The sequence below is a fragment of the Hymenobacter algoricola genome, assembly GCF_039539525.1.
GTDB lineage: Bacteria > Bacteroidota > Bacteroidia > Cytophagales > Hymenobacteraceae > Hymenobacter > Hymenobacter algoricola.
Window position 1 is genome coordinate 14,604 of the sequence record NZ_BAABDH010000034.1, and the last position, 13,289, is coordinate 27,892.

The following is a 13,289-nucleotide window of genomic DNA, read 5'->3' on the forward strand; positions in this document are numbered from 1 at the left end:
CAGACGACCGCCCGCGAGATGCTTCGCTCAGCATGACGTTGTTTTTTATTGTTCCGTACCCAGCTCCTGCCGGGCCACCGCCGCTTCCTCCGGGGTGTTGATGTTGCGCAGCTCCGTCGGGTCCGGGGCGGCCAGCAGCGCGATGTCGGAGTTGATGAGCGCCTTGCGGGGGCAGGAGTAGCCCAGGCCCAGGAAGCGCAGCAGCACGCCGTAGCTGCGGGGCTCCCAGATCGTAATCAGCGGCTCGGGAAACTCATTTTCGGGGCTCTGAAAGGCCGTGGCGACTTTAGCGCCGTGGCGGTGCCGTACCAGGTGGCGCAGCGTGGCTTCGGACAGAAACGGCAGGTCGCAGGCTACCACCAGCCAGGCCGCATTCGGGTCGAGCTGCATGGCGCTCAGAATACCGCCCATGGGACCCAGGTCCAGGAACCGGTCGGGCAGGGGCCGCAGGCCGGCGGGCAGCCCGGCCACCTGGTCGGGGCGGCAGGAAACGTGGACGTCGGTGCAGACGGCCGCCAGCAGGCTGGCGGCGTATTCGCGCTGCTCCTGGCCGTGGTAGCGCAGCCGGCCCTTGTCGGTTTGCATACGCTGGCTCCGGCCGCCGGCCAGCACTAGGCCGCGCAGAGGCGGCTGATGCAGCTGCCACCACTGCCGGATGAAGGCCGCAACGGCTTCGGTATCGTCCAGCAGCAGGGTCGGAATCTGGCCTTTTTCGGCAAAGTGCGCCAGCAGATACGCTGGCAGCTCGCGCACTCCCTCCGGCAGCAGCACCAGCTGCACGTCGGTGAGGCGGTCGAGCTTACGGTCCAGCGGCTTGGCCGGGTCGAGGATGATGATTTGCTGCTGGGCCCGGAAGTGGTTGCCGTTGACCAGCACCAGGCTCTGGTGGGCCAGCAGCTCCTTCTGCGAAAAGGCATCCAGCTCCCGCTGCTGATCCACGCGGCGGAAGCTGATTTTATCGGTCAGCTCAGCACTGGCCCCGGCCAGCATGATGGGGCTGGCCCCGCCCGCGCCGCCGTCGGCCGCGTCGTCGCCGGCGGCGTGGTCGGCATCCACGTAGCCTACGCTCAGCGCGGGGGCCAGCAGCGGCAGCAGGCGCGTTACCAGCGCCTTGATCTTGCCGCAGGGCGCACCCAGGATGGCCAGCTCGTGGCGGCCGAATTCACCCGTGGCGGGCCGGGTGAGCGCCGCGTGCTTGGGGCGGGGCTTATGGTCGGGGGCGGCGTTAGTCGGCATGGTGGAAATCGTTTTTGCCGCCGGTCTTGTCCAGCAGGCGGGTTTCCTGAATCACGATGTCGTGCGACATAGCCTTGCACATGTCGTACACGGTCAGGGCGGCCACGGAGGCGCCGGTGAGGGCCTCCATTTCCACGCCGGTTTTGCCCGTCACGGTGGCCGTGCAGATGATGTGAATGGCGTCGGGTGCCTGCACCTCAATCTGAATCTGGCAGTCGTCGAGGCCCAGCGGATGGCAGAGCGGAATCAGGTCGGCGGTTTTCTTGGCGGCCATGATGCCGGCCAGGATGGCGGTCTGAAACACCGGCCCTTTGCGGGTGGGCAGGTCGCCGGCCTGCACCAGCTTCAGGATTTCGGCGCCGAGAACCACGCGGCTGCGGGCCCGGGCCAGGCGGCGGGTAGCGGTTTTGGCCCCCACGTCGACCATGGCGGGCTGGCCGGCGGCGTTGAGGTGGGTGAAGGAGGCAGAGAGGTCAGACATGGGGCAGGTGGTATAGCGGGAAAGCGGCAGCGCGGGGCAAAAGTTGCGAGAAATGAGTTAGCCTGCCGGAAGAACTGCCGCCTGGTGGCGCGGCGCGGCGGAACCGGCGCCACCATTTGCCACCCCGCATAAGTGAGGTTGTACGTCTCTACGGCGGACGGGTGTACTTTGCCGCTTCTTGGTTTTGCTCCCTAAATTTCCGTCGCCCATGATTTCCGTCGAAGAAGCCTCGCGCCGCGTGCTGGCCACCGTCCGCCCGCTGCCGTCCGAAACCATCCGGCTCACGGCCGCCACCGGCCGGGTGCTACAAACGCCGCTGTATGCCGACCGGGATTTTCCGCCCTTCCACCGCGTGGCAATGGATGGCATTGCGCTAAGCTTTGCGGCGGTAACAAGCGGCCGGACGGATTTCGTCATCGAGGCCACCCAGCTGGCCGGCGCCCCGCCGCGGCCGTTGCAAAACCCGCGGGCGGCCATCGAGATAATGACCGGTGCCGCCCTGCCGCCCGGCACCGACACGGTGGTGCGCTACGAGGATATCGTCTTCCACGAAGAAGCCGGCCGGCGCATAGCCGGCGTGCAGGTGCCACCCGCGGCCGCGGGCCACAACGTGCACCACCAGGCGGCCGACCGCCAGCAGGGCGACCTGCTGCTGCCCGCCGGGGTGCGGCTGGGGCCGGCCGAAATTGCCGTGGCCGCTACCGTGGGCGCCGTTACGGTGCAGGTGGCCCGGGCGCTGCGGGTGGCCGTGGTCAGCACCGGCGACGAGCTGGTGGAGCTGGACCAGCTGCCGCTGCCCCACCAGATCCGGCGCTCCAATGCCTACATGGTGCGCGCCTCCCTGCTGGAAGCCGGGGCCGAAGCCGAGATTTTTCACTTCAACGACGACCAGCAGGTTCTGCGCCGGGGGCTGCCGCCGCTGCTGGCCGGGTTCGACGCGCTGGTGCTGAGCGGCGGCGTCTCGAAAGGCCAGGCTGATTTTCTGCCGGGCATGCTGCGGGAGCTGGGCGTGGAGCAGATCTTCCACGAGGTGCAGCAGCGGCCGGGCAAGCCGTTCTGGTTTGGGCAGCAGGCGGGCGGCGCGGTGGTGTTTGCCCTGCCCGGCAACCCGGTTTCAACCTTCGTCAACTTCTACCAGTACGTGCGGCCCTGGCTGCGGCAGTGCCAGCAGCCCGCGGCCGGGCCGTCCCAGCCGATGGCCATCCTGGCGGCGCCGGTGGTTTTTAAGCCCAGCCTGACCCACTTTCTGCCGGTGCGGCTGGAAGCTTCGCCCTACGGCCATCTGCTGGCCCACCCGCAGCGGGCCGGCGGCTCCGGCGACCTGGCCTCGCTGCTGCACTGCGACGGGTTTCTGCGCCTGCCGGCCGAGCGGGAAACCTTCGGCGCCGGCGACGCTTTCCCGCTGGTGCGCTTCCGGGAGTAGTCCGGCCTCAGGCTTCGGAGCGCTTGAACTCGTGGCGGCAGTGAAAGCAGTGGTAGCGTTTGCCGCGTAGCGGGTAAGCCAGCACCATCGAGAGCAGCAGCATGGGCCAGCTGTAGGTGTTGGTGGTGGCGGGGCCGAAAGCGACGTCGGGGGAGCCGCACTTCGGGCAGTTTACCTGTTCGGCCCCCGGCTCATCCTCGGGGCCCGAAGCCATCATGGGCACGGTTTCGTAGCGCAGAATCTCGGCCGCGGCGGCCGCGTCCTGCTGGCGCACGTGCAGGCGCACTCCACCCGAAGCCGGCCCGTAGAGCCGGTTGAGCGACACCAGATTCTCGTTGGTCAGGAAGCAGGGAATCTGCTCGGCCTCGAGGCGGCCCTTGGCCAGGTGGGCCGTAATGGGGTCGGCAAAGGATTCGAGCAGCACAATGTGGTCCTCGGGCGGCTGGGAGGTCATGAGGGAGAGTTGAAACGCACTGCCTAAGTAACAAACAAAAGAGCATCCGGCGCGGGGCCGGATGCTCTTTTGTTTGGCGAGAAAGCCGGGGCCGGCAGCCGGCCCGGCGGCGGGCTACTGGAACAGGGCCAGGGCCTTGATGAACGTCTGGGAGACGCCCCAGGCCAGCGGAACGCCCACGTACAGCCAGGCCAGCATCACCTGCAGGCTGGAGGTCGGCGTGGCGTCGGCGCCGGGAGGGGTGGTGCTTTGGGATTCCATAAGAAAAGCGGGTTAAGAGCAGAAGACGAAAACGAAGGAAAACTAGGCGGCTACCTTAGGCGTGGCCGCCTCCTGCACGTGGTAGCGGGAGTTGACGGCCGTTACCAGCAGGTTGGCAATGAAACCGATAACGAGCAGCCCGGCCATGGTGTAGAACACCGTCTGGTAAGCCGCCGCGCCGGTCAGCCCTTTGGCTTTCTGGCTTTCGTGCAGGTAGTTGACAATCAGCGGGCCCAGCACGCCGGCAGTGCTCCAGGCCGTGAGCAGGCGGCCGTGGATGGCGCCCACCTGCATGGTGCCGAACAGGTCGCGCAGGTAGGCCGGGATGGTGGCGAAACCGCCGCCGTACATGCTCAGAATCACGCAGCAAACCACTACAAACAGCGCCAGCGAAGCATTGGCGGCCAGCGTAGGCACCAGAGCGTAGAGCAGGATGCCCAGGCCGAAGTAGATCATGTAGGTGGGCTTACGGCCCATCTTATCGGAGGCCGACGACCAGAAGAAGCGGCCCAGCAGGTTGAACAAGCTCAGCAGGCCCACAAAGCCGGCGGCGGCCGCGGCCGTCACCCCCAGGCCCGCGCCCATCGACTTATCGGAGAAGGTTTCCTGAATCAGCGGGGAGGCCGTTTCGAGCACGCCGATGCCGGCCGTCACGTTCATGCACAGCACCACCCAGAGCAGCCAGAACTGCGGCGTTTTGATGGCCGTGTCGGCATCCACGTTGTGGGTGGTAATCATGGAGTTGCTGGCCGGGGCGGGTACGTAGCCTGCGGGCTTCCAGCCCTCGGCCGGCACGCGGATGGTGAACACGCCAAACAGCATGAACACCAGGTAAATCAGGCCCATGGTGAGGAACGTGGGCGCCACACCCATCGGGGCCGAGACTTTGTAGTGGTCCATCAGGGCCACGGCCAGCGGGGAGCCAATCATGGCTCCGCCGCCAAAGCCCATGATGGCCATGCCGGTAGCCACGCCCGGCCGGTCCGGAAACCACTTGATGAGCGTGCTCACCGGCGAGATGTAGCCGATGCCCAGTCCGATGCCGCCCACGAAGCCGTAGCCGAAGTACACCAGCCACAGGTTGTGCAGGTGCACGCCCAGCGCCCCGATGAAAAAGCCGCCGCTAAAGCACAGGGCCGAAGCCAGCATGGCCTTGCGCGGCCCCACGCGCTCCAGCCATTTGCCAAATACGGCGGCTGACAGGCCCAGCAGCACGATGGCAATGGAGAAAACGACTCCGAGCTGGGCCGGGGTCCAGTCGGTGGCCGCCGGGGCATCCACGTTGCCGCTGATAAGGGCGCCCATGGGCTTTTTGAAAACGCTGAAAGCGTAGGCCTGCCCGATGGCGAGGTGAATGGCAAGGGCGGCGGGGGGAATCAACCAGCGGTTGTAGCCCGGGCCCGCAATGGTGCGGCTGCGGTCCAGTAAAGAAACTGCCATGGAGGGTTGGTGGTGGGTTTAAGAAAAGAGAAGAGCGTGTGGCAAGCTAAAGTCCGGGTTCGGCCAAAGGCCAGCCCCATTTTACTTGCGGGTAAGGAAGATAGGCGCTTTAACGGCCCATCCTCAAAGGCGCATGAATAAATATTGCTAAATAGCTATAGCAAGCCGGCCTGTTACTGCTCGGCCGGCGCCTGCCGCAGCCAGCCCCGCAGCCCCGGGGCCCGGCTGGCGCGCAGAAATTCCTCCAGGCCCGCCCGCATCCGCTCGGCCAGCTGCTGCTGAAACTGCGGGTCCAGCAGCCGCTTCTCATCCCCGGGGTTCGACACAAAAGCCGTTTCGACCAGCACGTTGGGGTATTCGGTCGGGCCATTCAGGCCAAAGTTGAAGCTGCCCACGTTGCCGAAGCCCTGCAGACCGGTTTTGCGCATCTCCTGGTACAGCGCCAGCGCCAGCGGGCGGAAGGCGGCGTAGCGGTAATAGGTGCTTGTGCCCTGCACCGTGGGGCTGCCTGCGGAGTTGACGTGGATGCTGACCAGCAAATCCGGGTTGAGCTGCCGCAGCCGCAGCACCCGGTCGCCGTTGTCCACGGTGACGTCGGCTTCGCGGGTCATCAGCACGCGGGCGCCGGCCTGCTCCAGCTCCTGCCGCAGCTTCCGGGCAATGGCCAGCGTGAGGTCTTTTTCCTGGCTGCCGCCGGGGCTGGTGGCCCCCACGTTTTCGCCGCCGTGCCCGGCGTCGATGGCGACGGTGATGCCGCGCAGGCGCAGGCGGGCCGGTGGCCGCTTTACTTTGATGACCAGCGTGTTGCCCCGGTAGCCGATGCTGTAGCCCCAGGCCTGGGCGTGCCGCAGCGGGATGATCAGGCGAAACACGTCGGGCTGCAGCTGCTGGTAGCGCACGTCGCCCACCTCCCGGATTCCGTCGCGCTGGGTTATCCAGTTGGTGTTCGACGTAGCCCCGAACACGTCCACGACGAGGGTAGTCGGGTTCTGCAGCAGCTCGGAGCGGTAGGGCAGGCGGGCCTCGAGCGGCACGCGGACGTAGTCGTAGAGCGAGTCGCCGGCTACGCTCCAGGAGCCGGTCAGGGAGGCGGGCACGAAGCCGCCGGGCGGCAGCAGGCGCGCCACGTCCCGGGGTACCCAGGCCTGCTGGTTTTCGGCCAGCCGCACCCGGTACTGGCTGCCCACCAGCCCCGTAATGTGCAGCACCACCAACGAGTCGAGGTAGCCCATCTTGGCCCCGCCGAGGCGGTCTTCACCCAGGCCGTAGTTCAGATAGACCAGCGCGCCCTTAGTAACGGCCAGCTGAGGCTCATTCAGGCTCATAAACCGCACTTTGGTGCGACTGACGGCCGCGGCCAGCACCATACTGTCGGGGCGCAGCATCTGAAACGCAATGGGCCGGTCGTGAAGCGTATCGCCGGGCAGCACTGTATAAGTACCCTGATAGATGCCGCGCTGGCCTTTGGTAAGGGCCGGGGCCAGCTCCGTCATCGGCTGGCCGTTCAGAAAGCTGACGCGCTGTCCTGGCCGGCCCTTCAGCCGCACCTGCAGCCGGTCGCCGGGCTGCAGCCACTGGCCGACGGCGGGCACCGTCTCGGCACTTTCAATCGGACTCTGGGCCCGGGCCATGATGGGCAGCAGGCCGACCAGCGCCAGCAGACGCAAAAAGCCCCGTGGATGAAACGGGGCTTTGATGGGGGCGAAAGGCACGGCTAGTTTTTAACGGCCTGGCCGAGGTCTTTCACGTCGCGGCTGGTTTCCATGGCCGTAAACTCGGCCTGCAGCGCCCGGATATGCAGCTCGTTGCGGCCTTTCACGTCGAGCCGGACGGCATTCAGGCGCGCGTTCAGGCGCTTGTAGATAGCGGTGGCATAATCCCAGTCGCGCTGGGTCCAGGCTTTGCGCCGGGCCCGGACCTGCTGCAGAAACTGCTTGTAGGCGGGCTCAATAGTGGAGGGGGTAAGCTGTTCGATGCCCGAAAAGATGCCTAGCAGCTCGGCGTTGAAGGTTTCCAGGCTGGTGTTGTCCAGCGGCTGCCGGTTGCGGGACCGGGAAACCGAGTCGAACGTGGCGGCGCGGCGCCCGGCGTTTTTGAGCGTGGCGGCCGTGCGGTCCGCCAGACTGTCGAGGTTGCGGGCTTCGTTGCGTACTATCTCCTGCCGCTCACGGGGCGTGGTGTCGCAGCTGGTAAGCGCCGGGGCGGCCAGCAGCGCCAGCGGCAAAAGGAACAGGCTAGATCGTTTCATGCAGCCGTGTACGTAAGCCGGCCCGGTCAGGATTAGCCGGGCCCGGCGAAAGGGGGCTGACCTAGCGCAGGCCGCTGGTGATGACGGCCGGGGCCTGCTGCAGGCGGAACGTGAACGGCAGCTCATACACAACGGATACCGCCCGGCCATCCTTGCGGGCCGGAATCCACTGGTCGGGAATGGCGCGGCACACGCGCATGGCTTCCTCGTCGCAGCCGCCGCCCACGCTCATCAGGAGCTTATGGTTCGAGGCCCGGCCCAGCGTGTCGATGGTGACGGCAATGAGGACTTTGCCCTGCAGGTTGCGCTCCTGAGCCGCCGGCGGATACACCAGCTTGGTCGTGTAGCTGGCCAGGGCCGGGTCGCCGCCGATGAAGAGCGGGGGCTGGTCGACGCGGCTGCGGGTCCACTCGCCGGGGCCCAGCTCCACCTGGTACGGAATATCCTCGATGGGCCGGTAAAAGACCAGCTTTCTGGCCGTGTGGTCGTACTTCTGCACCGATACCTGCCGCCCGTCGCGGGTGTGGGCAAAATATTCCCAGACGCCCACCTTGTTGCCCTTCTCAAGCATGCCGCTCTCAAATTCGGTGGTGCGCATGCGCTGGGCCTGGGCGCACAAGGGCAGCAGCACAAAGGCCAGCAGGCCGAGGAGTAGGGGTTTCATCATCACTGTGGGAATTTGGGGCGGAAAGGGCAGTACAATTACTCAGGAGGCACGCGAAGGCAATTACTTGCCCCAGTTGTTTGGGCTCGGCAAAATATTTTATACGATAAATCATATTTTGGTAAGCTCAACAATGAAGCTTATCTGCCGATGATCTATTGTAAGCTACAAAGGTATAACACATTAAGCACTGTGCTCAACGGGGAGGGCCAAACCTTTGGTAGGGGAAATTTACAACTATTCCCGCAACTGACAAAATCACTGCTGCTTACAGACTGGCGCCGTCGAGCCGGTCGCGCAGGTCGCGGAGCTGGGTTTGCAGGTCCGGCAGCTGCGGGCAGATACGCTCCAGCCGGAGCAACACGCGCAGGGCGTTACGGTCTTCGCCCAGCATGCGCAGAATGGTGACCCAGCCGGCCAGCGCGCCAAAGTGCCGGGGCTCCCGGCGCAGGGTTTCGGCAATGTCGAGCAGGGAGGCGCGGTACTCGCCCCGCAGGTAGTAGGCCGTGGCGCGCTTGTTCCAGCCCTCGGCAAAATCGGCCCGGGCCGTGACGAGGGCGGAAAAGCTGTGGATGGCCGGGGTATAGTCGCCGGCGGCCAGGGCGCGCATGCCCACTTCCAGCGTCTTGTCGAGGGCCGGGTCGCCGGTTTCGAGCCAGAGCTGCCAGATGCCGTTCTGCAGGGCCTCTATTTCGGCCGGAACCGTAGCCAGGCGCAGCTGGGCAAATAAGTCATCGAGTGCAGCCAACGGCGGAGCAGGTAAGGAGATGGAGGAGTGCTGGCATTTACGCGCCCTCGGCCGCTTCCGTTTTCCCACACCAGACACTGCGGTAGCCGCCGCTGCCTGCGTCCAGGCCAGGGCTACGGTTAAAACTCAACAATGAAGCCGATGGTGGGCAGCACCAGGGTGCTGTTGTTATCGAGCAGGAACGGCACGCCGTTGGAGCCGTCGGGGCGCAGGGGCTGGCCATCGGTGGTGACGAAGGCACTGTTGTCGGGGGTGCGCTGGAAGGTGTAGCTGGGGGCGGCGGGAGCCTTGAGAGCCAGTACGTTCTGCACGTCTGCGTAGAGGTCGAAGGTGAGGCGGCGCAGGTTGATTTTCCGGTCGACACGCAGGTCCAGCTGCTGAAAGGTGCGCAGGCGCTGGGTGTTCAGGCGGCTATAGTCGAGCACACCCTGTCCGATGGTAAGATAGTTCTGCTGCGAGGCCGCGTCGTCGAAGGGCGTGTAGGGGGAGCCCCCGCCCAGGCGGTACTTCACGCCCAGCTCCCAGCCCCGCCCAAACTTGCGCCCCAGCAGCACCGAAGCCAGGTGGCGCGTATCCCAGGCCGAGGGCTTGTAGCGCCCATCGCGGCCCGTAAACTCGCTCCGGAACAGCGTGTAGGACGTCACGGCAAACAGGTTGCGGGTCAGCTTCTGCTGAAAGAAAAACTCGCCCCCGAAGGCCCGGCCGCGGCCGGTGCTGGTGACAGCCTCATTGCCGAGGGCCACGAAGTCGCCGCCCAGGTTGGCCAGCGAAATCCCGTCGCGCGTGTTCACCGGGTAGTGGTTGTACTGCTTCCAGAAGCCTTCCACCGTGAAGCGGCGGCTGGCGCTGGGCAGAAACTCCAGCCCCGCCACGTAGTGCGTGCTGCCGATGTAGCGGTTGGGCCGGTTCACGAGCTGGCCGGCCGCGTCGCGGAAGCCGAGCAGGGTGGAGGGCGGAATCTTGTAGTAGCGCCCGATGCTGGCGTTCAGGTTCCAGCGCGAAGCCAGCGCGTAGGAGGCCGACACCCGCGGCGACAAGGTGCGCAGCAGGTTGGCCCCGCCCTCGGTGAAGGAGTTGCCATCGGCGCGCAGCCCGGCCGAGAGCGTCAGGCGGTCGTCGGTCAGGAAGGGGCGCGTTACCTGGGCAAAGGCTCCGAAGCGGGCAAACTGCAGGTCGGACTGGAACTGCACGCTCACGGCCGGCTGCTGCACCGAGCCGTCGGGGTTCAGCACGGCCTGGCGCAGGCGGTTGAAGTAGCGGTTGTCGTACTCGATAAGCTGGCCCACGGCCCCGTAGGCGTACTGCCACTTGCCCAGGCTGCGGTTCACGTCGAGGCGGAGCTTGTTCTCGGTTTCGCCGGAGCGGGTCTGGAACACGCGCCGGCTTTCGTCGCCCGCAAACTCGGTGCCGCCCTCGAAGAAATCGGCCTGGTTGCTGAGCTGGGTACGGCTCAGGGCCAGGTTCAGGTAGCCGCGCTCCAGCAACTGCCGCAGGCTCACGCCCACGGTGTAGTTCCACTGGTCGATGGTGGGCGTGTTGCGGATGGAGTACGTGTTTTCGGGCGTCGATTTGCGGGGCACGGCCACTTCAAAGTGGTCGAGGGCGCCCAGACCCAGCGCCGTAAGCGTGGTTTTGGACCCAAGCTTGGTGGTAATTTTGAACTGCGAGTCCCAATAGTCGGGCCGGATGGGCAAGTCAATCAGCTTGAAGAGCACCTGCAGATAGGAGCGGCGCACCGAAGCCAGAAAGGTGGTGTTTTGGGCCAGCGGCCCTTCCAGCGTCCCGGCCACTTCGGTGCCGCTCAGGCGCACGTTGCCCTGCACCCGGTCGGGGTTGCCGTCGCGCTGCCGGAACTGCAGCACGCTGCTCAGCGTGTTGTCGTAGCGGGCCTCAAAGGCCGAGGTGCTCAGCGTCACGTCCTCGATAAAGCTCACGTTGAGCATGCCGGCCGGCCCACCGGCGCTGCCCTGGGTCTGGAAGTGGTTGATGACGGGCACCTCAATGCCGTCGAGGTAATACACGTTTTCGTTGGGCGCGCCGCCCCGGATAATAATGTCGTTGCGGAAGCCGGCGGTGCCGCCCGTGCCGCCGCCGCCCACGCCGGGCAGCACCTGCACCACCTTCGAAATGTCGAAGTTGCCGCCGGGGTTGCTTTTGATTTCCTCCACGTTGAGGCGCTGCACGCTCAGCGGCGTTTCGGCCGTGGCCACCCGAATGGCGCGGCTGGCCGTCACGGTCACCTCGCCCAGGGCCTGCGCCGCCGGGGCCAGCTGCAGACTCACGATGTTGGCGTTGCCGCTGGTAATGACTGTATTAGCGCGCAGCAGCGGCTCGTAGCCCACGAAGGAGACGCGCACGTTGTAGCTGCCCGTCGGGATGTCTGCCAGCCGGAACCGGCCCTGCTCGTCGGTGGCCGTGCCCTGGCTGGTGCCTTCCAGCGCCACCGTCACGCCGGGCAGCAGCTGCTGGGTGGCCCGGTCGCGGATGGTACCGCTGAGGACGCCCGTATTCTGGCCAAAACTGAGGCTGCCAATGCTCAGCATCAGCAAAGTAAGCGCGTAGAAAAGTCGCATGGCAAAAACAGTCTTTAGTGTTATATCACACAAACTTAAAGACGATTAATATGTTTTAAAACTAAATAGAATTTTTTCATACCTTTCCCCAGCCCGCTGGTTACCTCGCTACGCATGAATTATTCCTTCCTAAAGCAGCTACTGGAGCAGGTCGAGGAATTTGACCGGCTGCGCCCCACCCGCGGTGCGCCCGCCGACCTGGCCAGCTTTGCCGCGTGGCTGCACGCGCGCACGGCTCCCGTCCCGAACAGTTTGCCGACCAGTGCGCAGGAAGCCGCAGTAGCAGCAGCCCCGCCAATGTCGCCGGAGGCGGACATCGGGCGGCTGATTATCTTCATGAACCGCTACGCCCGGGCCTACATCCGGCTGGGTCTGGCCGGCACGCCTCTGCTTACGCCCGACGACTTTGCCTACCTGGCTACCGTATTTGGCCACCAGCCGTTGTCGAAAACGGAGCTGATTGCCCGCAACATGCACGAAAAGGCCTCCGGCACCGAGGTTATCAAACGCCTGCTGGCGCGGGGCCTGGTGGCCGAGCAGGCCCACGCTACCGACCGCCGCAGCAAGCAGCTGACCGTCACCGCTCTGGGCATGGAGGTGCTCGGGCGGGTATTTGGGCCGATGGACCAGGCGGCCCAGCTTATTGCCGGCGACCTGACGCCCGCCGAGCGGGCCCAGCTTTTATATCTGCTGCAAAAGCTGGACGCGTTTCACCATCCTATCTATGCCGGCCCGCGGGCCGAAAGCTTCGAGCAGCTCCTGCAGCAGCTGCCGCCCGCCCCGGCCGAAACGCCGGCCGTTTAGAACAGCTCCGCCGCCACCCGCCGGATGGATTCCGACTTGCCCATGGAGTAGTAGTGCAGGCAGGGCACGCCGTGGGCCATCAGCTCCTTGCTCTGGTTGACGCACCACTCGATGCCAATCTGCCGGGCCGCCTCGTTGTTGGGCGCCTGGTGCACGGCTTCGGCCAGCGCTTCCGGAATGTTGAGGTAGAAGGAGCGGGGCAGCATGGTCAGCTGGCCTTTGGTAGTCAGCGGCTTCAGGCCCGGGATGATGGGCACGGTGATACCGGCGTCGCGGCAGCGCTTTTCGAAGCTGAAAAACTGCTCGTTGTCGAAGAACATCTGGGTCACGATGTACTCGGCGCCGCGGTCGACCTTATGCTTGAGGTAGCGCAGGTCGGCGCCGTAGTTGGGGGCTTCAAAGTGCTTTTCGGGGTAGCCGGCCGTGCCGATGCAGAAGTTGGTGGCCCAGGTATCATCCTGCTCCTCATCCAGATACTCGCCCTTGTTGAGGTTGGCCATCTGTCCGATCAGGTCGCAGGCGTAGGCGTGGCCGTCGGGCTCGGGCTTGAAGTGGCCTTCACTCTTGATCGGGTCGCCGCGCAGGGCCAGCACGTTGTCGATGCCCAGGAAGTGCAGGTCGATGAGGGCGTTTTCGGTTTCCTCCTTCGAGAAGCCCCCGCAGATCAGGTGGGGCACGGTGTCCACGTCGAAGCGGTTTTTGATGGCCGCGCAGATGCCCACGGTGCCGGGCCGGCGGCGCACGGTCTTCTTCTCCAGCAGGCCGTTGGGGTGCTGGCGGTACACGTACTCCTCGCGGTGGTAGGTGACGTCGATAAACGGGGGCTTGAATTCCAGCAGCGGCTCGATATTGGAAAACAGCGTCTGGATATTCTCGCCCTTGCGGGGCGGCAGCACTTCGAAGGAAAACAGCGTTTTGCCGTCGGCGCGGGACAGGTGTTCGGTTACTTTCATGGTC

At 65.4% G+C, this 13,289-nt stretch carries 13 protein-coding genes; 2 read left to right on the top strand and 11 right to left on the bottom strand.

Translation table 11 applies throughout. The features are described from left to right. Positions 1 to 45 precede the first annotated feature (45 nt). Both ABD842_RS09010 and moaC read right to left on the bottom strand, forming a co-directional pair. On the bottom strand, positions 46 to 1,236 hold the full coding sequence (locus tag ABD842_RS09010; protein WP_345112730.1) for an NTP transferase domain-containing protein: 1,191 nt from the start codon (positions 1,234 to 1,236) through the stop codon (positions 46 to 48). Further along, on the bottom strand, positions 1,226 to 1,717 hold the full coding sequence (gene moaC / locus ABD842_RS09015) for a cyclic pyranopterin monophosphate synthase MoaC (protein ID WP_345112732.1): 492 nt from the start codon (positions 1,715 to 1,717) through the stop codon (positions 1,226 to 1,228). Before moaC ends, ABD842_RS09010 begins: the two co-directional genes overlap by 11 nt. Before the next feature lie 208 nt (positions 1,718 to 1,925). Between moaC and ABD842_RS09020 the strand changes: the two genes are divergently transcribed. Further along, a complete protein-coding gene (locus ABD842_RS09020; protein WP_345112734.1) occupies positions 1,926 to 3,140 on the top strand; it encodes a molybdopterin molybdotransferase MoeA in 1,215 nt (404 codons plus the stop codon). Positions 3,141 to 3,147: 7 nt separating this feature from the next. Here the strand turns inward: ABD842_RS09020 and ABD842_RS09025 are convergent, their stop codons facing one another. The 8 genes from ABD842_RS09025 to ABD842_RS09060 all read right to left on the bottom strand — a co-directional run bounded on the left by ABD842_RS09025 (position 3,148) and on the right by ABD842_RS09060 (position 11,528). Further along, a complete protein-coding gene (locus ABD842_RS09025; protein WP_345112735.1) occupies positions 3,148 to 3,594 on the bottom strand; it encodes a putative signal transducing protein in 447 nt (148 codons plus the stop codon). Positions 3,595 to 3,708: 114 nt separating this feature from the next. Continuing rightward, on the bottom strand, positions 3,709 to 3,855 hold the full coding sequence (locus tag ABD842_RS09030; RefSeq protein WP_345112736.1) for an MFS transporter small subunit: 147 nt from the start codon (positions 3,853 to 3,855) through the stop codon (positions 3,709 to 3,711). Between the two features lie 42 nt (positions 3,856 to 3,897). Then, on the bottom strand, positions 3,898 to 5,295 hold the full coding sequence (locus tag ABD842_RS09035) for an L-lactate MFS transporter (RefSeq protein ID WP_345112738.1): 1,398 nt from the start codon (positions 5,293 to 5,295) through the stop codon (positions 3,898 to 3,900). A 173-nt stretch (positions 5,296 to 5,468) separates the two neighbouring features. Continuing rightward, on the bottom strand, positions 5,469 to 7,007 hold the full coding sequence (locus ABD842_RS09040) for an N-acetylmuramoyl-L-alanine amidase (protein WP_345112740.1): 1,539 nt from the start codon (positions 7,005 to 7,007) through the stop codon (positions 5,469 to 5,471). Between the two features lie 2 nt (positions 7,008 to 7,009). After that, positions 7,010 to 7,543: a hypothetical protein gene (locus tag ABD842_RS09045; protein WP_345112741.1), complete on the bottom strand. Its 534-nt coding sequence runs from the start codon at positions 7,541 to 7,543 to the stop codon at positions 7,010 to 7,012. 61 nt (positions 7,544 to 7,604) lie between these two features. Further along, a complete protein-coding gene (locus tag ABD842_RS09050) occupies positions 7,605 to 8,207 on the bottom strand; it encodes an energy transducer TonB (protein WP_345112743.1) in 603 nt (200 codons plus the stop codon). A gap of 268 nt (positions 8,208 to 8,475) precedes the next feature. Beyond that, positions 8,476 to 8,955, bottom strand: coding sequence for a tetratricopeptide repeat protein (locus ABD842_RS09055; RefSeq protein ID WP_345112745.1), 480 nt, complete (start codon positions 8,953 to 8,955; stop codon positions 8,476 to 8,478). Positions 8,956 to 9,074: 119 nt separating this feature from the next. After that, positions 9,075 to 11,528, bottom strand: coding sequence for a TonB-dependent receptor (locus ABD842_RS09060; RefSeq protein WP_345112747.1), 2,454 nt, complete (start codon positions 11,526 to 11,528; stop codon positions 9,075 to 9,077). Positions 11,529 to 11,642: 114 nt separating this feature from the next. Between ABD842_RS09060 and ABD842_RS09065 the strand changes: the two genes are divergently transcribed. Next, positions 11,643 to 12,332, top strand: a complete 690-nt coding sequence (locus tag ABD842_RS09065) for a MarR family winged helix-turn-helix transcriptional regulator (protein WP_135497698.1) — start codon at positions 11,643 to 11,645, stop codon at positions 12,330 to 12,332. On the opposite strand, the gene metF is transcribed toward ABD842_RS09065, so the two are convergent. Then, positions 12,329 to 13,285, bottom strand: a complete 957-nt coding sequence (gene metF / locus ABD842_RS09070; RefSeq protein ID WP_345112750.1) for a methylenetetrahydrofolate reductase [NAD(P)H] — start codon at positions 13,283 to 13,285, stop codon at positions 12,329 to 12,331. The genes ABD842_RS09065 and metF overlap by 4 nt on opposite strands. Positions 13,286 to 13,289: the final 4 nt, after the last annotated feature.

Excerpts from the sequence above, each read along its gene's own strand:
- ABD842_RS09025 (WP_345112735.1), bottom strand. The coding sequence starts at position 3,594 with ATGACCTCCCAGCCGCCCGAGGACCACATTGTGCTGCTCGAATCCTTT.
- ABD842_RS09035 (WP_345112738.1), bottom strand. The coding sequence starts at position 5,295 with ATGGCAGTTTCTTTACTGGACCGCAGCCGCACCATTGCGGGCCCGGGC.
- ABD842_RS09050 (WP_345112743.1), bottom strand. The coding sequence starts at position 8,207 with ATGAAACCCCTACTCCTCGGCCTGCTGGCCTTTGTGCTGCTGCCCTTG.
- moaC (WP_345112732.1), bottom strand. The coding sequence starts at position 1,717 with ATGTCTGACCTCTCTGCCTCCTTCACCCACCTCAACGCCGCCGGCCAG.
- metF (WP_345112750.1), bottom strand. The coding sequence starts at position 13,285 with ATGAAAGTAACCGAACACCTGTCCCGCGCCGACGGCAAAACGCTGTTT.
- ABD842_RS09010 (WP_345112730.1), bottom strand. The coding sequence starts at position 1,236 with ATGCCGACTAACGCCGCCCCCGACCATAAGCCCCGCCCCAAGCACGCG.
- ABD842_RS09020 (WP_345112734.1), top strand. The coding sequence starts at position 1,926 with ATGATTTCCGTCGAAGAAGCCTCGCGCCGCGTGCTGGCCACCGTCCGC.
- ABD842_RS09045 (WP_345112741.1), bottom strand. The coding sequence starts at position 7,543 with ATGAAACGATCTAGCCTGTTCCTTTTGCCGCTGGCGCTGCTGGCCGCC.
- ABD842_RS09060 (WP_345112747.1), bottom strand. The coding sequence starts at position 11,528 with ATGCGACTTTTCTACGCGCTTACTTTGCTGATGCTGAGCATTGGCAGC.
- ABD842_RS09030 (WP_345112736.1), bottom strand. The coding sequence starts at position 3,855 with ATGGAATCCCAAAGCACCACCCCTCCCGGCGCCGACGCCACGCCGACC.
- ABD842_RS09065 (WP_135497698.1), top strand. The coding sequence starts at position 11,643 with ATGAATTATTCCTTCCTAAAGCAGCTACTGGAGCAGGTCGAGGAATTT.